The organism is Tautonia sociabilis (assembly GCF_003977685.1).
In the GTDB taxonomy this organism is placed as follows: domain Bacteria; phylum Planctomycetota; class Planctomycetia; order Isosphaerales; family Isosphaeraceae; genus Tautonia; species Tautonia sociabilis.
This window is the reverse complement of the sequence record NZ_RYZH01000009.1, coordinates 125576-145486: the sequence shown is the minus strand read 5'-3', so window position 1 is coordinate 145486 and position 19911 is coordinate 125576. Positions and strand designations below refer to the sequence as shown.

Sequence of the window (19911 nt, the reverse complement as noted above, 5' to 3'; positions counted from 1 at the left end):
TTCCCTCCCCGAGGGAGGCGGGCGGGCCGGGGAGTCACGAGCCCCCGCCCGCTCCTCGAGCCTCGTCGAACACGTCGGCGAGGATCTGGTCCAGCCCCCGGGTCGGCTCGTAGCCGATCAGCCGTCGGATCTTGTCCAGGCTGGGGACGCGGCGGACCATGTCCTCGAAGCCGGAGGTGTAGGCCTCGTCGTAGGGGATGGTGCGGATCGCGCTCCGGCCGCCGGTCAGGTCTCGGACGCGCTCGGCCAGTTGCAGGATCGAGACTTCCTCGCCGTTGCCAACGTTGAAGACCTGCCCCCGGGCGTCCGGGTGGTGGATCAGCCGGACCAGGGCGTCGACCACGTCGAGCACATGGGCGAAGCAGCGCGTCTGGCGGCCGTCGCCGTAGACGGTGATCGGCTCGCCGGCCATCCCCTGCTGGACGAACCGGGGGATGACCATGCCGTATCGGCCGGTTTGCCGGGGGCCGACGGTGTTGAACAGCCGGGCGACGACGACCGGCAGCCTCGCCTCGTGCCAGTGGGCCAGCGCGAGAAACTCGTCGAGCATCTTCGCCCCGGCATACGCCCAGCGCCGGGTCGTGGTGGGGCCGAGGACGACATCGTCGTCCTCCCGGAAGGGGATGCGGTCGCTCTTGCCGTAGACCTCGCTCGTCGAGGTCAGCAGCATCGGCCGACGATATCGGGCACAACACCGGAGCACGACGTCGGTTCCGTTGACGATCGTCTCGATCGTCTTCACCGGCTCGTCCACCACCAGGCGGACGCCGACGGCGCTGGCCAGGTGGAAGACCGCCCCGCATTCAAGCACGCAGGCCTCGACCACCTCCGGCTGGGTGACGCTCGCCACCCGGAGCTCGAATCCCGGGCGGCCCTCCAGGTGGGCGACGTTGGCGAAGCGGCCGGTGCTCAGGTCGTCCAGCGCCAGCACCTCGGAGCCATCGTCGAGCAGGCGCTCGCAGAGGTGGCTGCCGATGAAGCCGGCGCCTCCGGTGACGAGGTATCTCATGTCGGATCGGGCCGGGGTCGGGGAGGAGGGCGATCGGTCGGCGATCGGCCGATTGCTCCAGTCTACCCCGGCCGTCGGGCCTCGGGCGATCCCCGGGGGCCAATCAATGGGCCCCCGGGGGGCGGTGGAGTGCGGCGCGGTGCGGGGCGGTGCGGGGCGGTGCGGTGCGGGCAGGAAGGAGGCGAGGGGCCTTACTCCCCCTCGTCCAGCGCCACGTTCCAGTAGGCCTCGCTGATGAAGCGGGACCAGCTCTCGATCCGCATGGTGGAGTAGGCGTACATCGGCTTCCACTCGGGCCGAACGGGCTTCTTGCGGAGCTTCATGTGCGCCTGCTCGGGGGTCCGGTTGGCCTTGCGCGAGTTGCAGGAGACGCAGGCCAGCACGCAGTTTTCCCAGGACGACACGCCCCCCTGCGACCTCGGCAGCACGTGGTCGATGGTTAGCTCCGAGGAGCCGGGCCGGCCGCCGCAGTACTGGCAGGTGGAGTGGTCGCGTTTGAAGATGTTGCGGCGGCTGAAGGTGACGGTCGACTCGCGGTAGCGGTCGTAGTGGGTCAGGGAAACCACCTCCGGCACGCGCATGCGAAACGTGACGGCCTGGATGAACGGCTCGTCGTCTCTTGGTTTCAGCCGGGCCCAGTCGGCCCAGTCGTAGAGTCGGAAATCGTCGGGGTCGACGACCCGGGCCGACTCGTTCCACAGCATCACCAGCGCCCTGGAGACCGAGGCCACGTTGACCGGCTGCCAGTTCCGGTTCAGGACCAGGGTCGGGCGATCGAGGACAGCGACGCTCATCGCGGGTGGGCCTCCCCCGACGCGGCGGGACCGGGTTCATGAGGGCCGAACTCGGTCGAGCCCGATCGGGGGGCTCGACGCTCCCGAGGCTGGGCGGACGCGGACGCGGACGGATGGCGGTCGACCCGTGGGGGGTCGCCCTACTATTATGACACGACTCACGCTCCGCTCCGCAACCTCCTGCACGGCGGACACGGCCGGCTTCGGGACCGGTTCGCACCCGGACCGCCCGGATTTCCTCGGAATTCCGGGTCCGGCCGCACGTCGGAGCGATTGCGAAAAGTTCATGAATGCACCCCAGGGGCCCGACCCGACGCCCCTCCGGACCGCCCGAGCGCCCCCATGCGAGCCGAGCTCCTGATCGTCGGAAGCGAGCTGACCAGTGGCGAGAAGCTGGACACCAACGGCCAGTGGCTCTGCTCCCGGCTGGCCGGGCTGGGGCTGCCGGTGCGGTTCACCACCGTGCTGGGGGATGATCTGGAGGACAACATCGCCGCCTTCCGGGCCGCCGCCGGCCGATCGGAGCTGGTCGTCTCCTCCGGAGGCCTCGGCCCGACCCAGGACGACCTGACCCGAGACGCGCTGGCGAAGGCCGCCGGCGTCGGCCTGGTGCAGGACGACGAGGCCCTCGGGATGATCGAGGCCCTCTTCGCCCGCCGCAACCGCCCTATGCCCGACCGCAACCGCATCCAGGCCCTCATTCCCGAGGGGGCCTCCATCCTTCCCAACCCGACGGGCACCGCCCCCGGCATCTGGATGAAGGTCGATCGCGCGAGGGTCGCCTGCCTGCCGGGCGTTCCCCGAGAGCTGAAGGCGATGTTCGACCAGGAGCTCGTCCCCCGCCTGAAGGCCGCCGGCCTGGCCGGCCGGGTGGTGGTGGGTCGGACGATCAACCTGTTCGGCCTCGGCGAGTCGGAGGTCGAGGCCAGGGCCCCCGACCTCACCGCCCGAGGCCGCGTTCCCGAGGTGGGCATCACCGCCTCCGACGGGACCATCAGCTTTCGGATCCGAGCCGAGGGGGCCGACGAGGCCGAGGCCCTCGCCCGGATCGAGCCCACCGCCGCCATCATCTACGAGCGCTTCGCCGACCTGATCGTCGGCGAGGGGACCGACGACGTGGCCGAGGGGCTTGTGGCCGCCCTGCGCTCGACCGGCAAGACGATCGCCGTGGCCGAGTCCTGCACCGGGGGCCTGATCGCCCACCGGATCACCCGGATCGACGGCGTCAGCCCGGTCTTCCCCGGCGGGGTCGTCTCGTACGCGAACGAGGCCAAGTCCGAACTGCTCGGCGTGCCCGACGACCTGATCGCCGCCCGGGGGGCCGTCAGCCCCGAGGTCGCCGAGGCGATGGCCGAGGGGGTTCGCCGCCGCCTCGGGGCCGACCTGGGGCTGGCCGTGACCGGGGTCGCCGGCCCGACCGGGGGCTCTCCCGAGAAGCCCGTCGGCCTGGTCTATCTCGGCCTGGCCGACGCCTCCGGCGCCCGCTCCCGACGCCTGGAGTTGGGCCCCGAGCAGCCCCGCACCGTCATCCAGAGCCGGGCCTCGAAGCACGCCATGAACTGGGCCCGCCTGGCCCTGCTCGGCAAGCTGCCCTGATCTCGCCTCCGGCAAGGTGGCCGATCGCCGGGCCGTTTCGTCCCTGGGTTCCCCGCACCCTCTCCCCGCCGACGAAGGAAACCGGTCCACCATCCCATGAGCTCGATCGACCTCGTCATCATCCTGGTCTACATCGTCGGCGTGACGCTGTTCGGTTCCCTCGTGGGCGCTCGGAGCAAGGGGCTCTCCGGCTACTTCCTGGGGGGCTCTCGGGTGCCGGCGTGGGCGGTGATGCTCTCGATCGTCGCCACCGAGACGAGCACGGCGACCTTCCTCAGCGTCCCTAGCCTGAGTTTCCGAGCGGGGGGCAACTTCACCTATCTGCAACTGGCCATCGGCTACATCATCGGCCGCGTGCTTGTCTCGGTCTTGCTGCTGCCGAGCTACTTTCGCGGCCAGATGTACACGGCCTATCAGGTGCTCAACCAGCGATTCGGCGGCGCGACCAAGACCGTCGCCTCGATCCTCTTCCTCCTCTCCCGGACCCTCGGCGACGGCCTCCGCCTTTACCTGGCCGCCATCGTCCTGCGCCGCCTCCTGCTGCTGAGCGGGCTGGTCGGCGACGGCCCGGGGGCGATCATGCCGGCCGAGTGGGCGATGCCCGCGGCGATCCTCGGGATGGGCCTCTCGACGATCGTCTACACCTTCCTCGGCGGCATGACGGCGGTGGTCTGGACCGACGTGACGCAGTTTCTTATCTATATGCTCGGTGCCGTGGCCGCCCTGTTCATCATGGTCGGCCGGCTCGACGGCGGCTGGGAGGACCTCTGGGCCTCCGGCGCCGCGGCCGGGAAGTTCCGCCTGTTTGATCTCTCGTTCGACCTGACCCAGCCGTTCACGATCTGGGCCGGCGTCATCGGCGGCATGGTCCTCAACACGGCCACCCACGGCGCCGATCAGATGATGGTGCAGCGGTACCTTTCCGCCCGGTCTCGGCGGCAGGCGTCCGGGGCGTTGATCGCCAGTGGCCTTGTCGTCTTCGCTCAGTTCGCGCTGTTCCTCCTGATTGGCGTGGCGCTGTCGATCTTCTACACCGAGCACCCCCCCGAGCGCCCCTTGCAGGTCGACGGCGAGTTCGCCGCGTTCATCGTCACGTACCTGCCGACGGGGCTGGTCGGCCTGGTCGTCGCGGCGATCTTCTCGGCGGCGATGAGCACGCTGTCCAGCTCGCTGAACGCTTCCGCCTCGTCGACGGTCAACGACCTGATCCGGCCGAGCTTCCCGGGCCTTGGCGAAGGGCGCCTCCTCGTGCTCTCGAAGGCCCTGACCGTCGCCTGGGGCATCGCCCAGATGGGGATTGCCGTGGTGGCGGCAGCCCGATTCCAGGACAGCACGGTGGTGGAGAACGCGCTGGCGATCGCCTCGTTCGTGACGGGGATCATCCTCGGCGTCTTCCTGCTCGGAGTGCTGACCCGTCGCGTCGGCCAAGGGGCGGCGCTGATCGGGCTGATCGCCGGCCTCGCGGCCGTCTCCTACGCCAAGTTCGGCCCCGTGCTCACCGAGTGGTTCCCCTCGATGCCCCGGGGCGTCTACCCGTTCGAGGGCGCTCTTGCCTGGCCCTACTTCGCGCTGGTCGGCTCGGGGACGACGTTCCTCGTCGGCCTGCTCGCGTCGCTGATCGTCCCCCGCACCGAGACGGCCGGGCCCGTCTCCGAAACCGGCCCCGAGGACTGAGCCGCCATTCGTTCGAAGGTTGCACACTCCAAGACGTTTCCGCATTCAGGATCGGAACGACGATGACCGCCTCCGCCGCCCTTTTGCTCGCCGGCCTGCTGGCCGCCTGCCCCGCTCCGGGGGCGCTCCCCTCCGCTCCTGCCGAGGATCTTGGCTTCGACGCCTCGAAACTCGCCGAGGTGACGGAGGCCGTCTCCTCCGCCGTTGCCGAGGGCCAGGTTCCCGGCGCCGTGGTGGTCGTCGGCCGCCGGGGCCGGATCGCGCTGGCCGAGGCGATCGGCCTCCGAGCCGTCGAGCCCGAGGCCGAGCCGATGACCCGGGACTCGGTCTTCGACATGGCCTCGCTCACCAAGCCCGTCGCCACCGCGACCTCGGTCATGATCCTCTGGGAACGCGGCCTCATCGACCTGGACGAGCCGATCACAACGTACCTGCCCGAGTTCGCCAGCAACGGCAAGGAGGCGATCACCGTCGAGATGCTCCTCCGCCACCGCGCCGGTCTGATCCCCGACAACCCGATCGGCGACTACGAGCACGGTGTCGAGGAAGCCTGGCGGCGCCTGGCCGACATCGACCTCGTCGGCCCCCCCGGCGATCGCTTCCGCTATTCCGACGTCGGTTTTCTGATCCTCGGCCGGCTGGTCGAGCGCGTCTCGGGGCAACCGCTCGACGAGTTCGCCCGCGAGCACGTCTTCACCCCCCTTGGCATGGCCGACACCACCTTTCTGCCCCTTGACCGCGGGATCGACCCCTCCCGGATCGCCCCGACCGAGCGCGACGGCGACTCCTTTTTCCGGGGGGTGGTCCACGACCCCCGCTCCCGGGCCCTCGGCGGCGTCGCCGGCCACGCCGGGCTGTTCGCCACGGCCGACGACCTGGCGATCTACGCCCAGACGTTGCTCGACGGTGGGGTCGGGTCAAACGGGACTCGCATCCTCGCCCCCCCGACCGTCCGGGCCATGATCGACCCCGACGACACTCCGGAGGGGGAGCGTCGCGGCCTTGGCTGGGACCTCGCCACCGGCTACAGCGCCCCCCGGGGAGACCGCTTCGGCCCCCGCAGCTTCGGCCACACCGGATTCACGGGCACGAGCATCTGGATCGATCCCGACACCGAGACGTTCGTCATCCTCCTGACCAGCCGACTCCACCCCGGCGGCGACAAGCCCTCCCCGACCGCCCTCCGCCGCCGGGTGGCCTCCCTCGTCGCTTCGGCGATCGTCGACACTCCGCTCCCGGCCCCCGAGCCGGCTGCCCCGGCCGACGTCCTCTGCGGGATCGACGTGCTCGAGGCCGAGGGCTTCGCCCCGCTTCAGGGCAAGCGCGTCGGCCTCGTCACCAACCACACCGGCAAGACCCGGGACGGCCGGGCGACGATCGACGTTCTGTTCGAGGCCCCGGGAGTCGAGCTGGCCGCCCTGTTCAGCCCCGAGCACGGTATCCGAGGCCTGCTCGACGTCAGCACCATCGGCGACTCCCGAGACGAGAAGACCGGCCTGCCGATCTACAGCCTCTACGGCGAGCGCCGCAAGCCCTCCCCCGAGCAACTGGAGGGCCTCGACGCCCTGGTCTTTGATATCGCCGATATCGGCGCTCGCTTCTATACCTATATCAGCACGATGGGGCTCGTGCTCGAGGCCGCTGCCGAGGAGGGCCTCCCCGTCCTTGTTCTCGACCGCCCGAATCCGATCGGCGGCGTCGCCGTCTCCGGGCCGGTTCGCGATGAGGACGCGCAGTCCTTCATCGCCTTCCATCGTCTGCCGGTACGGCACGGGATGACCATCGGCGAGCTGGCGGGGATGTTCAACGCGGAACGCGGCATCGACGCCGATCTCACCGTCGTCCCCTGCCGGGGATGGCGGCGGTCGATGACCTTCGACCAAACAGGCCTGCTCTGGACGAACCCCTCGCCGAACATGCGGAGCCTCACCGAGGCGATGCTCTATCCCGGAGTCGGACTGCTGGAGGCGACCAACCTCGCCACCGGCCGGGGGACCGACACGCCGTTCGAGCGCGTCGGCGCTCCCTGGATCGACCCCCGCCGCTGGGCCTCGGAGCTGAACGCCGAGGGCCTGGGCGGCGTCCGGTTCGTCCCGATCCGCTTCTCCCCGACCGAGCGCCAGTACGAAGGCGAGGAGTGCGGCGGTGTTTTCATCATCATCACCGACTGGGACGAGTTCGACCCGATCGAGCTGGGCATCACCCTCGCCGTGACCCTGCGCCGCCTCTACCCGGACGACTGGAAGCCCGAGGCCCTCAACCGGCTGATGGCCAACCGCGCCGCGTTCGAGGCGATCGTCTCCGGCGCCGACGCCCGAGCCGTCCGGCGCACCTGGGCCCGGGAGCTTCGCGAGTTCCTCGACGTTCGGGCGAAGTACCTCATCTACGAGGACTGAGCCGGGCTCGAGGCCGATGCGGGGCTCCCCTTTCGGGCCGTCCCCCCTTCGGCGAGCGTTCGCTCCCGGTCCGCCCTCACCGACGCTCGTCCCCGCTTCCGGCCGCCGGCCGCGCGCTCTTTCCGGGCGGAGAAGCGGCCGGGGAGAGGGGATGTCTGTGCCCCGGTTGGCATTGCCCGACGCTCCCCGATCCGTCAGCATGGCGGAATGGCTGGCTCCCAAGCCCGCCTCTCCGACATTCTCCCGCCTTCCCTTGGGGTCGAACCTGATGAGTGCCGCCTCCTACGTCCCGGAAACCTTCCCGCACCGCTGGCTTCCCGCCGACGTGGAGCTGAAGACCTGGGAGCAGATCGAGCCCTATTATCAACAACTGCTCGAGCGTCCGATCCATTCCCCCGCCGAGCTGGAGCAGTGGCTTCGCGACGTCGGCGAGCTGAATTCGGCCGTCTCGCAGGAGCGGGACTCCCGCTACATCGCCATGACCTGCCAGACCGACGACCCCGAGCGCGAGGCCGCCTACCTCGCGTATGTCCGAGACATCGAGCCGAAGCTCAAGCCCTACCGCAACCGGCTCCGGAACGCCTATCTCGACTCCCCCCATCGCGCCGGTCTGCCCGCCGATCGCTATGAGGTCTTCAACCGCTCCCAGGAGAACCGGCGGAACCTCTACCGTGAGGCGAACATCCCGAGAGAGACCGAGCTGGCCGAGCTTGGCCAGAAGTACCAGAAAACCATCGGCGCCATGACCGCCACCTTCCGAGGGGAGGAGAAGACCCTTCCCCAGCTCGCCCCCTTCCTGGAGGAGCCCGACCGCGCCCTCCGGGAGGAGGTCTGGCGGCTCATCTCCCGCCGCCGGCTCCAGGACCGCGACGCGCTGGACGACCTGTTCGACCGCATGCTCGCCCTTCGGGTGGAGATCGCCCGAGAGGCCGGCTTTGATGACTTCGTCGCCTACTGCTACGCCAGCCGAGAGCGCTTCGACTATGGCCCCGACCAGGCCAAGGCGTTCCAGGACGCCGTCGAGTCGGAGGTCGTCCCCCTGGCCCGAGCCCTCCAGCAGCAGCGCCGGGTGGCGATGAACCTGGAGCGGCTCCGCCCCTGGGACCTCTCCGTCGACCCCCAGGGCCGCCCTCCGCTCCGCCCCTTCGCCGACGCCGATCGCCTGGCCGAGGGGGCCACGGAGATCTTCTCCCGCGTCGATCCCGAGCTGGGCGCCCAGTTCGCCTTCATGAGGCAACGCAACCTGCTCGACCTGGCCAACCGCAAGGGGAAGGCTCCCGGCGGCTACCAGACGACCCTGGAGGACGACCGCCTGCCGTTCATCTTCATGAACGCCGTGGGGGTCGACGGCGACCTGCGCACCGTGCTCCACGAGGGCGGCCACGCCTTCCACACCCTCGCCGCCCGAGGAGAGCCGCTGGCCGACTACCGCGACGCGCCGATCGAGTTCTGCGAGGTCGCCTCGATGAGCATGGAGCTGCTCGGCGCCCCCGAGCTGACCGTCTTCTACTCCGAGGCCGACGCCCGCCGCTCCTACCGGGAGCTGCTCGAGGGGATCGTCCTCATCCTCCCCTGGATCGCCACCGTCGACGCCTTCCAGCACTGGATCTACCGCAACCCCGGCCACTCCCGGGACGACCGCCGCGCCGCCTGGGACGCCCTGATGGACCGCTTCGGCGGCCTGGTCGACTGGTCCGGCCTGGAGGAGGTGCGCTCGAACTCCTGGCATCGCCAGCTGCACATCTTCCTGTATCCGTTCTATTACATCGAGTACGGCATCGCGCAGCTCGGCGCCCTGCAGGTCTGGCGCCGATCGCGGTCCGACCGCCAGGCGGCCGTCTCCTCGTACCGATCCGCCCTGGCGCTGGGCGGATCCCGGCCGCTCCCCGAGCTGTTCGAGGCCGCCGGCGCGACGTTCGACTTCTCCGCCGCCACCATCGCCCCGCTGATGCGAGAGGTCTGGGAGGAGCTGCACCGGCTCGGCGACGCCTGACCCGCGCCCCGGTTGAGCCGCCGGGACTGGGGTCGCCCCCGACCCCAGCCCCACCAACGCAACGGCGTCTCCCCGATCGGGATCAGGCCTCGTCCGTCCGCTCCGCCGACTTGCGGACGAACTCCTTGGTTTCCAGCGCCGTCTGATGGTCCGGGACGCGGCCACCGGCGGGGGCCTGACCGCGGAAGTACTCCTTCTGCCAGTCCTTGCGGTGCGCCTCGGTGCCGGGAACGCCGCGATCGACCAGGAACCGGCCGCGACGGGAGTGCCACTCGCCGTAGGCCGAGGCCAGTTCGGGTTCATCGGCCAGGTCGCGGACCTCGGGGTCGAACCGCTCGATCAGTCCCCGGGGGTAGGGGATGAGCTGGCAGATGGGCTCGCCGGGCAGGAAGGTGATCGTGTGGAAGGGACGGGTGACCTTCCAGTTCATCGTGAACGGCGCGGGGGACCAGTCGGTCTCGACCATCCCCTCGAGCGGCTGGATGCCGTCCTTGATCATGTTGGCCGGGCCCTTCACCCAGAGGTTGTATCCGGGGCTGGTCCGGAACAGGTACGGCAGCTGGAAGGTGAGCACCCCCTCGCCGAAGTGGCTCTCGACGACCGACTCGGGGCCGAATGCCGTCGAGAAGCCGACCTGACCCGGAGGGGCGAGGACCTGGAGGTCGGGGGCGGTGGTCCCCCCGTTCCAGAAGACGCTGAAGTGGATCGGGTTGCGGATGAGCCAGCCGGCCTGGTTGGCGATCACCAGCGGCAGGCACCGGTAGGCGAACCGGCCGGCCGATTCGTCCATCCACCGCCGTTTCGGCGGGGCGCGGAACAGGGCCAGCTCGACCGGCCCGTAACGCTCGAAGGCGATGATCTTCAGGCGGTCGGCGCCCTCGCCGCCACCGTCCTCGCGCGGCTGGCCGTCGTCCATGGCCAGGCTCCCTCCCGGTTGGCGTTCGGAGATCGCCCCGGCGGCCGCTGTCGGCGAGAGACCGGGGCGATCGAGCGGCTCGCCCCCGATCATCCCCCGGATCGGTCCCCGCGCGAAGGGCGATCCGGAGGCGAGGGGGAGGGAGGCCCCTCTCCCGGGCGCTGCTCGGCCGCCGAGGGCGGGAGGCCTGCCCCCGGGGCGCCGCCAGATGCCGCCGGAAACTGGTCTTGAGCTTCGGATCGTGGGCCGCGTCGGCCATCCGGGGCAGGGCCCTGGTCCACCGTGGCTCGGCGCGTCGAGGTCGCCGATCGGGTCGTACGAGAAATCCTCGATCGCGAGGAGTTCCTTGCGGGTGAACGATCCCCTCGGTGTGGCTTCCTTCTCAAGAGACCTGGGGGCCGTCCGGGAGGACCCAAGAGATCGGGCCGGGGGGCCGCCTCGGCCGGGCCAGTAACGCAAAGGCCATTCCGTGGCGGTCGGTTGCGGAGCCGGGCCGAGTACCCTAAAGTCGAGTGCGCTCGGCTGGAAGCGGGCCGGATCGCCCCACCGGCCCTCGATCCCGGCGACCGGAGGCGGCCCGATGCGCGATGAAGCGACACTCTACGATCGAATCGGCGGCGAGGCCACCGTGGCCCGCGTCATCGACGACTTCTACCGCCGCGTCCTCGACGACCCGGAGCTCGAGCCGTTCTTCCGGCACGCTTCGATGGAATCGCTCCGTCGCATGCAGCGGGAATTCTTCGGGGCCGCCCTCGACGGTCCCCAGCGCTACTCCGGCCTCGCGCTCTCCCACGCCCACCAGGACCGCGGCATCACCGTCCACCACTTCAACCGCTTCACCCAGCACCTGCTGCAGACCCTCCGCGACGTCGGCCTCGAGCAGGCCGAGGTCACCGAGGTGATCGATCGCATCAACACCTATGCCGACGACATCGTCGGCCGCTCCACCGTCAGCGAGTGAGCCCTCCGCTCGGCATGGCGCGCAAGTTGCTCCGCTCCTCCGCATCGAGTCGACGGGCGCGGCGGCCCGTCCCCTTCAAGCAAGCGCGGGGAGGTCGGGACATGCGCATCAAGCGAGTCAGCTCGGATGTCGGGGACAAGATCGCGAGCCTGGCCCTCTGGCTGCTCGGGCTGGGTGTCTTTTTGACCATCTGGGGAGGGGTCTGGGCGGTCTACCTCATCAACAACCCGCCCGAGCGCGAGCTGTTCTCCTTTCTCTCCGCCGGAGTGTTGCTGAGCGGGCTCGACCTGGGAGCCATCGGCCTGCTCTCCGGCCGGATCGGCCGCGCCGCCCGGGAGCCGGCCGAGCGGCACGAGGACAAGCCCGATTCGATCGCCGTCACCGCCTCCAGGGGCGGCGAGGGCTGACGATCACCGCCGGTTCTCCTTCTTCGGCCTCCGACCCATTTCAAGGAGCGCTTGCCGATGCGACCCGATTCGAACGACTCCGAGGCCTCTTGGGCCGGCACGGCGCTGGCCGGCGTCACCGTCGGCTCGTTGCTGACGATCTGGAGCGGCCTCTGGATGGCCTTCCTCCTGCGCAACCGCCCCGACTCGTCCTTCTGGACCTACCTGGCCGCCGGCATGCTGCTGACCGGCCTGGCCTTCCTCATCGGCGGCTTCACCCTGGGGATCGTCCGCCGCCAGACCGAGGGGGAGGCGGAGCGGGGGCTCTCCTGACGGCGCTCGCGGGGGGGCGGTCATGGCCCGCTCCCCCGGCCAGGAGGGCCCGTCAGGCCCCCGGCGCCGTGCGGGCGACGTTGAGCCAGGTGTGCACATGGGGCTCGCCGTGGAAGTACCAGGCGAAGGCCGGGCCCTCCACCTTCCAGACGTCCCAGACCCCGTCCTCGCCGATGTCGCCGTCCGTGTAGTAGGTCAGCCGCATCGGGTCGACGCCGCCGGCGGCCTCGATGCAGGCGAGCACCTCTTGCTGATCGGCCTCGCGGAAGGGCGAGAGCATTGCTTCGATCAGCGTGCGGACCATCTGCTTCTGCTGGTCGTCCAGCTCGGAGACGAGCAGGCCGCGCTCGGGGACCTTCTCCCCCTTTAGCTCGATGGTGCGGGAGGCGTCGGCCGCGCGGCTGCCGTCCACGAGGGCCTGGGCGCGCTGGGACTCGTCCAGCGTCTTGAAGATGGCGTTGGCCTGCTCTCCCTGATACCACCAGACGTTGCCGGTGTGCGAGGCGTCCTCGTTGAACGACTTCGAGGCGTGGCCGTAGAAGATTGGCCCGCCGAAGGCCGCCCCCGGGACGGAGTTGCCGTCGGCCCGCAGAGTGTCGTGCCGGCCGGAGAGGACCCACTCGAACGGCCCTCCCGATCCCGGCTCGCCGAAGAGGGCCACGTGGTAGGCGCCGAAGCCGCCGTAGTCCTCGTCCATCTGCCTCATGAAGCGGTCGAAACCGTCTTCAGAGCAGATCCCTTTCATGATTTCGCGGCAGAGCTCCTGCTGCTCGGCCGTCATGTCGTCGATGGTCGGCTCGACGATCGCCCAGTTGTTCTCGACCCGGGAGCGCAGCGGGTGGTCGAACGGGAAGCAGATCGTCTCCCGCTGCTCCGAGGAGAGCGTGGCGAACAGGCGGGCGACGGCCGACTCGGCCGGATCGGTCGGCTTCGGCCCGACCTCGTCGGCCGTCCTCAGAGAAGGCATCGCCTCGATCGATCGCACTCCGATCAGCGGCACGGCGGCCGTCAGGCCGGCGGCGCCAAGGGTCCTCACGAAGTCTCGGCGGGTCGGGTGGGCGGCTCGGGGCGTCTCGGACATCGGCGGTCCCTCCTCCCTCGATGGGCGTCCCGGATTCAACGCGTCGACCAATCTTCCCGGAGCCCGGGCCGGCTCGCACCGTCCCGTACCGAGCCACTCTATCAGACGAACCCGCCCGGCGAAACCGCCCGATCGGTCGCCGACCCCGCGCCGATCCGGGATCGAGCCCGGGAGAAACCAGGGCCAATCGCCCCGCCGAGGACGCCCAGGAATGGGAGGAGCGAGTGCCTGCAACGAGGAGATCGAGCGAGGAGGCTGGTCGATGCCCGTCTGGATCGACGAGATGGTGGGTTTGATCTTGGACCGATCCCCCGAGGAGTTGTTCGGAGCGATCCTGCTGGCCCTGGTCCTCGCCCTGGTCGTCGCCGGGGTCGGTGCCTGGCTCTGCCGGGCGAGGAAAGACGAGACGACCCGGCTGACGGCCGTCATCCTCGTGAGCAACCTGCTCGCGATGGTCGTCTCCGGCGCCTTCGCCCGGCAGGTCTACAACGAGCGGGAGCAAGACGGGCCGTACGAGCGACACTCCGGCCTTTTCGCCGGAGCGATGGTCCACGACCACCGGGTGTACGCCCTGCTCGACCTTGACCGCGACGGCCGAGTCTCCGAGCGGGAGCTCTCCCGGGCCTCCGCCGCGCTCGGCTCCGTTCCGAGGCGATTCCCAGGCTCCCGAGACGGCGCCGATCCCCCCGGGAACCGCTTCCGCTTCCGGGGGGATTGGCACCCCGGCCGCTTCGGCCCCGGAGCCCGGGCGCCCCTGCACTCGGATCGCGACGAGCAGGGCGATGGTCCCGAGGCGCCTCCTGAGACGTCGGCCCCCGGGGACCACTCGGACCCGGCCGGTCCCGAGACGGAGCGTTCCGCTCAAACCCAATGATCGAGTCCGCCGCAGCCGATGGCCGGCGCTCACGATGCGACGGCGGACGTCGGAGGCCCGGCCGTTCGACGCCGACACCGACGCAGGCCCGGTGACCTCGGGGGTCGATCCGTCGCTGGCCGTCTCCTCCTCTTCCCTCCGGACTCGAACCACCCGGCGAGCAGGAGGAACGATCGCCAGGTGCATTCACCAGGACTTCTCCATAAGTCGAGGAGCCTCCTCGCCTCCAATCGCGATTCCGCATCCTCCTCGTGATTCTTGAGAGCCCCTTCCGCTCCACATTCCGCCGTTCGAGTTTCGCTTCCCCGTGCTCGTCGGGCCGGTCGGGCAAGCCCTCGCGGTCGTGGGGGTCGCAACGCCGATCGACCTGTTTACAATCCGGTACAAGGCAATCTTTCAATCGGCTCTCGACGATACCTTTGCACGGGCGGAGGAGGCTTGAGCCGGCCCCGGGGCGACGGTGGGGCAGGCGGGCCGATCAGCCGGGATCGGGAGGAAGCGACGGATGCGCCCTGGATGATCGGGATGCGGGGCGGGGCGATGGCGACGGTCGGGGCGAGGGGCGTCGAGGAAAATCCTGTCGGGTGATGAAGGGCGGCGACGAAGCCGTCCGATCGGATGAGGCAGCGAGGGATCTCCGCGGCCCGAGCCCTGGGCCCGATCAAATCGATCGGCCCGGCCTGGTCGCGGGGAGATGAACGGCCGGGACGACCCCGGCCGGATTCGGCGGGCTCAGGACGGGTCCGCCGCCCGACGATCGGGTCGGTCGGCCCGATCGGGCCGCAGGATGCGACGCACCGCCAGACCGCCGCGACCGGCCCATGCCGTCGCGGCCGCCTCCCCCTTGAGCCCTCCGATCGGCTCCGTCGCGCCCGCCCCGGATCGCTTCGCGGCCTCCCGACGCTTCGCCCCGCGTCGGCCGCGATCCTCCGGCGCCGCCCCGCGTCGGTTCGCCCGGTCGGTCCGTCGCGGCCGCCCGAGAGTCCCGATTCATGTCGCGCAACCGCACCCGACCGCAATCGCGCCGCCCCGGCGTTGAGCCCTTCGAGCACCGCCTGCTGCTGAGCGTCGCCGACCTCTCCTCGGTCGGCGACCCCGTCCCGATGCCCGCCGAGTCGAACCCGGCCGTCGTGGCGACCCCGGCGGCGACGACCGCGCAGGACGCCATCATCGGCGCCTCGGAGGCCCGGGCCCGCTACGGTGTCACCGGCGCCGGCCTGACCGCCGCGGTCATCGACACCGGCGTGAATTACAACCACCCCGCCTTTGGCGGCGGTGGCTTCGGCTCGGGAGCGGTCGTCGTGGGCGGTTACGACTTCGGCGAGGGGGACGCCGACCCGATGCCCAGCAACACCTTGCACGGCACCGGGGTGGCCGGCATCATCGCCTCCCGCGACCCGGCCGCCCTGGGAGTCGCCCCCGGGGCCCAGATCGTGGCCCTCCGGGTCTTCGACGACAGCGGCGCCGGCAGCTTCGATCGCATCGCCGACGCCCTCCAGTGGGTCGTCTCGAATCACGAGACGTACAACATCTCGGTCGTCAATCTGTCGATCTCCGACGGTAAGAACTACGTCGCCGCCCCCACCCTGTTCGCCAGCCCGGTGGTCCAGCGGATCATCAGTCTGATCGACACGCTCGAGCGCTTGAACATCCCGGTCGTCACCGCCGCGGGCAACAGCTTCTCCGGCACACAGGGGATGGGCTTCACCGCGATCGTCAGCGACACGATCAGCGTCACCGGGTCCGACGGCCCCGACCGCATCGCCGCCGACGCCCAGCGCCTCGGCCGGGCCGTCGGCGGCGCCTCGGCCACCGACCTGCTGGCCCCCGGCCGAGCCGTGGTCGGCCCCTGGGACGGCTCCTCTTTCGCCCCGCTCGACGGCACCAGCTTCGCCGCCCCGCTGGTCACCGGCTCGGTCCTCCTGCTCCAGGAGCTGTACCTGAAGCGGTTCGGTACGCTGCCCACCGTCGACCAGATCGAGGGGTGGCTCCGCGATTCGGCCGACCCGGTTCGCGACCCCGTCACCGGCGTCACCATCGGCCGGCTCGACATCCCCTCCGCCGCCGCCCTCATCCCCAGCCCATCGCCTTCCTCCCCCTCCTCCGGGACGTCAGGGCAGGGGGGGGGGACCGGGGGCTCGACCGCTTCCGGCTCCTCGACCTCGCCGAAGCCGGCGGCCCCGGCCCTCCCTTCCTCGCCGGCGGCGGAGCCGTCGGACGGCTCGACAGGATCGGGAGGTTCCGGCTCGGGGGCCGGCTCGGGGTCGACCCAGGGCGGATCCCGTCCGTCGACGCCCCCCTCGAACCGCCCGGCGCAAGGCGGATCGGGTTCCTCGACGGGCGACCTCCCCTCGTCGGGCTCGTCGGCCGAGCCGTCGCCGACCGATCCGAACACTCCGACTCCCTCCCCGGCTCCGGCCCCGGCTCCGGCTCCCGAGCCTCCCTCCTCCGAGCCAGCCGGGCCCGACGCCCCGTCGTCCCCGCCGCTGGCGGCCGAGCCCCCGGCGGCTGATCCCCCCAGCCCCGGCTCCCCGACCGATGCCGACGCGCCCGCTCCGCCGGCGGGCGACGTTCCTCCCATCGACGTGTCGGTGGTGATCGATCCAGGGATGGGAGAGGATCCCGAGCCGGCTCCGGCTCCGGCTCCGGCCGATCCTGTTGCCCCGGTCTTGGAGAACGACGCCGCCCTGCAACTCGCCGCCCTGTTCCGGCTGCCGGGGAAGGCCGCGGCGGTTCGGGCCTGGAACATCGGGTCGGGGGCCTCGGTGGCCCAGGGGAGGGCCCAGTTCCTCAGGGCGTCCCGGCTCTCCACTCGCCTCCGGCCCGCCCGGCCCGAGGGCTGGCGGCCCTTCCCGGCGGGTTCGGCCCGCCCGTTCGCCGCCCTGGTCTCCCGGCGGTCGTCGCTCTGATTGAGGAGGGCGCCTCCGGCGGTTAGAATCCGGTTCGTCTCGACGCGGGGCCGGTCCGATGCACACGATCGGACCGGCCCTTTGTCCGTCGAGCTCGGGCCGGCCCCGGATCGCTCGCCGGCCGACGGGTGATGCCGGGTGACGGACCCGACGGGGCCTTCCCTTCGGGGGCCCTCGGGTCATCGCCCCCGATTCGATCGAACTCCAGCCACAGAGGACGCGACGTGGAGCACCGCACCGCACTGATCACCGGGGCCGGCAGCGGCATGGGACGGGCGATCGCCGAGGACCTGGCCCGTGCTGGGCTTCGGGTCGCCCTCGTCGGCCGAGATCGAGCGAAGCTGGAGGCCGTCAAGGCCGGACTGGGAGACGCCGGCGCGTCCTGCCGGGTCGAGCCCTGCGACGTCGCCGACCGCGCCGCCGTCGCCGCGATGGTCGAACGGGTGCTCGACGATTTCGGCAGCATTGACATCCTCGTCTGCAACGCCGGCATCAACATCCCGAATCGGTCGCTCGAGGTGCTCGACCCCGCCGACTGGGACCGCCTGATCGCCACCAATCTGACCGGCGCGTTCAACCTGGTGCACTTCGTGCTGCCTTCGATGCGCCGGCACCGCCGCGGGCTGATCGTCCAGATCGCCTCCATCGCGGGGATCCGGGCCAGCGTGCTCGGCGGCACGGCCTACTCCGCCTCGAAGTTCGGTCAGAATGCCCTGGCCTGGTGCATCGGCCGGGAGGAGCGCGAGCACGGTATCCGGTCGACCGCCATCCACCCCGGCGAGGTCGAGACGCCGATCCTCGACCGCCGTCCTGTGCCTGTCTCCGCCGAGCGCCGGGCTCAGATCCTCCAGCCCGAGGACGTCGCCCGGGCCGTCCGGTTCCTGGCCGAACTGCCGGCCCGCGCCCACGTGCCCGAGCTGATCATCAAGCCCACCGTCGACGACTTCGCCTGAGCCCGATCGCCGCCCGGGGGGCTCGCCGACGCGACGCCGCGCCCCCCGCTCCGGATGAGGATCATCCTCGAAGCATCCCGGGATCACTCCTGCATCTGCCCCGCCTCGATGCCGCCGGCGGCGAATTGGTTGAACTCCAGATATTGCAGGTGCCGGTACAGCTTGCTCTCGGCCTGCAATTCCTTGGCCGAGCCGATCGCCTCGATCCGGCCGTTGTGCAGCACCACCACGCGCTCGCAGGCCCGGATCGTCGAGAGGCGGTGGGCCAGGAACAGCACCGTCCTCCCCTGGCAGAGGCGGCTGATGGCGTCGTCGATCAGCGGCTTGATCGTCTCGTCCAGCGGCACGGTCGGCTCCTCGATGATCAGGATCGAGGGGTCGTGCAGCCAGGCTCGGGCCAGGGCGATGCGGTACTGTTCGTCGATCCTCAGGTAGTGCCCCATCGGGCCGACGAAGGTATCGTACCCCTGGGGAAGGTCCTGGATGACGTGGTGCGCGTGGGCGTTCTTGGCCGCCTCGATCAGCCGGGGGAGGTCGTAGCTTGGGTCCCCGAGCCCGATGTTGAAGGCCACCGTGTCGCTGAAGATCAGGTCGGACTGGAAGACCGTGGCGACCTGCGCTCGGAGCGAGTCGAGCGTCACCTCGCGCAGGTCGTGCCCGTCCATCCGCACGCGGCCGACCTTCGGGTCCAGCAGCCGGGGCAGGAGGCAGACGAGTGCCTGCTTGCTGTCCTCGTCCCGGCCCATGATCGCCGTCCTCGAGCCGGCCGGCAGCTCCAGAGACACCCCCTCCAGCAGCCTCCGGCCGGTTGGGCCCTCGACCGTGACGTTCTCCAGCACGATCCGAGAGCGAACCGGCGAGAGGAACTTGGCGTTCGGCATCTGGAGCAGTTCCGGCCGCCGGTCGAGGAACCGGGAGACGTCGGCCGCCGACCGGGTGGCTCGCCGCAACGCCCGACGCATCCGGACCCAGCCCAGCGCCGGCCCGGACAGCAGGCCGAGGGTCGCCACCAGGGTCAACGCCGCCGGCGGGTCGATCCGACCGGCGATCGTCAGCAGGCCGATCAGGCCCACCCCCAGCGCCGAGGCCGCTCCCAGCACCAGCACCACCCCGGGGCCGAGCCGGCCTTCCGAACCCACCCGGCTGGCGTCTCGCTCCCGGTAGTCCTCCAGGTGCTCGTCGAACCGGCGGTTGTCCACCGACTCCATGCCGAAGACCCGGACGGTGCGGATCTGCCCGAGATCCTCGTGCAGCAGGCTCATCTTCATCTCCGCGTCCCGGGCCGCCGCCTCGGCCGTCGAGGCCGACCGCCGGTGGAGCGCCGAGGCGATCACCGCCACGAGCACGCCGAGCACCGAGAGGAACAGCGTCAGTGGCCAGGACAAGGCGATCGCCAGCGCGACCAGCCCCGCGGCCAGCACCGGATGCCGCCACGAGCCATCGAGCCCGGCCCGGAACCCGTCCCGGAGGTCGTCCACCTCCCGCGTGAAGAGGTCGACGATCGGCCCGATTCCCTCCGTCGGCAAGGCCGACTGGCCAAAGCGGTACATCTGCCGGTGGATCAGCCGGCGGATGCTCGAGGCGAACTGGGCCGAGAGCCGGGCGATCCCCCTTCTCCTCAGCGAGTCAATCGCCGAGATCGCCAGCAGCAGGCCCAGCGCCACCGCCAGCAAGATCGCCAGCAGGCCCCGGGCCGACGCCCGCCACGCTGCCAGCGAAGCGTCATCGGTCCCCTCCGGCAGCGGCGGGAGCTGCACGAGCGTCCGCCCCTCGGAGCCCCGGAGCTGGATGCTCGGGTCGCCCGGATCGGCGGCGATGAGGGCCAGGATCAGGCCGACGACGATCACCAGTGCCGGGATGAGCAGCGACTGGACCACCCCCGCGACGTGCACAACCACACGGCGGGTCGTCTCGACCTTCGCGCCCTCTCGGACGCGCCGATAATCGTCCCAGCTCATGGCTTTCGGACCCCTCGCCCGGGGCGAGGCGAAGTCGCCCCGGGACCAACCCCGGAGCCCGGAGGCGTCCGGGCCGTC

At 70.8% G+C, this 19911-nt stretch carries 15 protein-coding genes; 10 read left to right on the top strand and 5 right to left on the bottom strand.

What is annotated here, in order from left to right; translation table 11 throughout:
- Positions 1-34: 34 nt before the first annotated feature.
- A complete protein-coding gene (locus TsocGM_RS06765; protein WP_126724544.1) occupies positions 35-1009 on the bottom strand; it encodes an NAD-dependent epimerase/dehydratase family protein in 975 nt (324 codons plus the stop codon).
- 191 nt (positions 1010-1200) lie between these two features.
- Positions 1201-1803 carry an HNH endonuclease gene (locus TsocGM_RS06760; RefSeq protein ID WP_126724543.1) on the bottom strand — a complete coding sequence of 201 codons (603 nt, stop codon included), beginning with the start codon at positions 1801-1803 and terminating at the stop codon, positions 1201-1203.
- Between the two features lie 342 nt (positions 1804-2145).
- Between TsocGM_RS06760 and TsocGM_RS06755 the strand changes: the two genes are divergently transcribed.
- The 4 genes from TsocGM_RS06755 (at position 2146) to TsocGM_RS06740 (ending at position 9462) form a co-directional block, all read left to right on the top strand.
- Entirely contained in the window at positions 2146-3399 is a 1254-nt protein-coding gene (locus tag TsocGM_RS06755) for a competence/damage-inducible protein A (RefSeq protein WP_126724542.1), read from the top strand.
- 96 nt (positions 3400-3495) lie between these two features.
- Positions 3496-5073, top strand: a complete 1578-nt coding sequence (locus TsocGM_RS06750) for a sodium:solute symporter (protein ID WP_126724541.1) — start codon at positions 3496-3498, stop codon at positions 5071-5073.
- Positions 5074-5135: 62 nt separating this feature from the next.
- Positions 5136-7469: an exo-beta-N-acetylmuramidase NamZ domain-containing protein gene (locus tag TsocGM_RS06745; protein WP_126724540.1), complete on the top strand. Its 2334-nt coding sequence runs from the start codon at positions 5136-5138 to the stop codon at positions 7467-7469.
- Between the two features lie 268 nt (positions 7470-7737).
- Positions 7738-9462, top strand: coding sequence for a M3 family oligoendopeptidase (locus TsocGM_RS06740; RefSeq protein WP_126724539.1), 1725 nt, complete (start codon positions 7738-7740; stop codon positions 9460-9462).
- Between the two features lie 82 nt (positions 9463-9544).
- Here the strand turns inward: TsocGM_RS06740 and TsocGM_RS06735 are convergent, their stop codons facing one another.
- Positions 9545-10378, bottom strand: a complete 834-nt coding sequence (locus TsocGM_RS06735; protein ID WP_126724538.1) for a DUF6065 family protein — start codon at positions 10376-10378, stop codon at positions 9545-9547.
- A gap of 580 nt (positions 10379-10958) precedes the next feature.
- Between TsocGM_RS06735 and TsocGM_RS06730 the strand changes: the two genes are divergently transcribed.
- From TsocGM_RS06730 to TsocGM_RS06720, 3 genes are all read left to right on the top strand, one after another.
- On the top strand, positions 10959-11339 hold the full coding sequence (locus TsocGM_RS06730) for a group I truncated hemoglobin (RefSeq protein ID WP_126724537.1): 381 nt from the start codon (positions 10959-10961) through the stop codon (positions 11337-11339).
- 101 nt (positions 11340-11440) lie between these two features.
- Complete coding sequence (locus TsocGM_RS06725; RefSeq protein WP_126724536.1) at positions 11441-11746, top strand: hypothetical protein; 306 nt, start codon at positions 11441-11443, stop codon at positions 11744-11746.
- A 57-nt stretch (positions 11747-11803) separates the two neighbouring features.
- Positions 11804-12058, top strand: a complete 255-nt coding sequence (locus tag TsocGM_RS06720; protein WP_126724535.1) for a hypothetical protein — start codon at positions 11804-11806, stop codon at positions 12056-12058.
- A gap of 52 nt (positions 12059-12110) precedes the next feature.
- Here TsocGM_RS06720 and TsocGM_RS06715 read toward each other — a convergent pair whose 3' ends face one another.
- Complete coding sequence (locus TsocGM_RS06715; protein ID WP_126724534.1) at positions 12111-13139, bottom strand: DUF3500 domain-containing protein; 1029 nt, start codon at positions 13137-13139, stop codon at positions 12111-12113.
- Positions 13140-13401: 262 nt separating this feature from the next.
- Here TsocGM_RS06715 and TsocGM_RS06710 point away from each other — a divergent pair, with 262 nt between their 5' ends.
- From TsocGM_RS06710 to TsocGM_RS06700, 3 genes are all read left to right on the top strand, one after another.
- Positions 13402-14013 carry a hypothetical protein gene (locus TsocGM_RS06710; protein ID WP_126724533.1) on the top strand — a complete coding sequence of 204 codons (612 nt, stop codon included), beginning with the start codon at positions 13402-13404 and terminating at the stop codon, positions 14011-14013.
- A 992-nt stretch (positions 14014-15005) separates the two neighbouring features.
- On the top strand, positions 15006-16922 hold the full coding sequence (locus TsocGM_RS27560; RefSeq protein WP_126724532.1) for a S8 family peptidase: 1917 nt from the start codon (positions 15006-15008) through the stop codon (positions 16920-16922).
- Positions 16923-17146: 224 nt separating this feature from the next.
- Complete coding sequence (locus tag TsocGM_RS06700) at positions 17147-17875, top strand: SDR family oxidoreductase (protein ID WP_233578471.1); 729 nt, start codon at positions 17147-17149, stop codon at positions 17873-17875.
- Positions 17876-17958: 83 nt separating this feature from the next.
- Here TsocGM_RS06700 and TsocGM_RS06695 read toward each other — a convergent pair whose 3' ends face one another.
- Positions 17959-19833: an ABC transporter ATP-binding protein gene (locus TsocGM_RS06695; RefSeq protein ID WP_126724530.1), complete on the bottom strand. Its 1875-nt coding sequence runs from the start codon at positions 19831-19833 to the stop codon at positions 17959-17961.
- Positions 19834-19911 lie beyond the last annotated feature (78 nt).

What these genes read in the sequence shown, in the direction of transcription:
- TsocGM_RS06715 (WP_126724534.1), bottom strand. Translation starts at nt 13,139, where the DNA reads ATGTCCGAGACGCCCCGAGCCGCCCACCCGACCCGCCGAGACTTCGTG.
- TsocGM_RS06710 (WP_126724533.1), top strand. Translation starts at nt 13,402, where the DNA reads ATGCCCGTCTGGATCGACGAGATGGTGGGTTTGATCTTGGACCGATCC.
- TsocGM_RS06745 (WP_126724540.1), top strand. Translation starts at nt 5,136, where the DNA reads ATGACCGCCTCCGCCGCCCTTTTGCTCGCCGGCCTGCTGGCCGCCTGC.
- TsocGM_RS06720 (WP_126724535.1), top strand. Translation starts at nt 11,804, where the DNA reads ATGCGACCCGATTCGAACGACTCCGAGGCCTCTTGGGCCGGCACGGCG.
- TsocGM_RS06760 (WP_126724543.1), bottom strand. Translation starts at nt 1,803, where the DNA reads ATGAGCGTCGCTGTCCTCGATCGCCCGACCCTGGTCCTGAACCGGAAC.
- TsocGM_RS06730 (WP_126724537.1), top strand. Translation starts at nt 10,959, where the DNA reads ATGCGCGATGAAGCGACACTCTACGATCGAATCGGCGGCGAGGCCACC.
- TsocGM_RS27560 (WP_126724532.1), top strand. Translation starts at nt 15,006, where the DNA reads ATGTCGCGCAACCGCACCCGACCGCAATCGCGCCGCCCCGGCGTTGAG.
- TsocGM_RS06735 (WP_126724538.1), bottom strand. Translation starts at nt 10,378, where the DNA reads ATGGACGACGGCCAGCCGCGCGAGGACGGTGGCGGCGAGGGCGCCGAC.
- TsocGM_RS06765 (WP_126724544.1), bottom strand. Translation starts at nt 1,009, where the DNA reads ATGAGATACCTCGTCACCGGAGGCGCCGGCTTCATCGGCAGCCACCTC.
- TsocGM_RS06695 (WP_126724530.1), bottom strand. Translation starts at nt 19,833, where the DNA reads ATGAGCTGGGACGATTATCGGCGCGTCCGAGAGGGCGCGAAGGTCGAG.
- TsocGM_RS06740 (WP_126724539.1), top strand. Translation starts at nt 7,738, where the DNA reads ATGAGTGCCGCCTCCTACGTCCCGGAAACCTTCCCGCACCGCTGGCTT.
- TsocGM_RS06750 (WP_126724541.1), top strand. Translation starts at nt 3,496, where the DNA reads ATGAGCTCGATCGACCTCGTCATCATCCTGGTCTACATCGTCGGCGTG.
- TsocGM_RS06725 (WP_126724536.1), top strand. Translation starts at nt 11,441, where the DNA reads ATGCGCATCAAGCGAGTCAGCTCGGATGTCGGGGACAAGATCGCGAGC.
- TsocGM_RS06755 (WP_126724542.1), top strand. Translation starts at nt 2,146, where the DNA reads ATGCGAGCCGAGCTCCTGATCGTCGGAAGCGAGCTGACCAGTGGCGAG.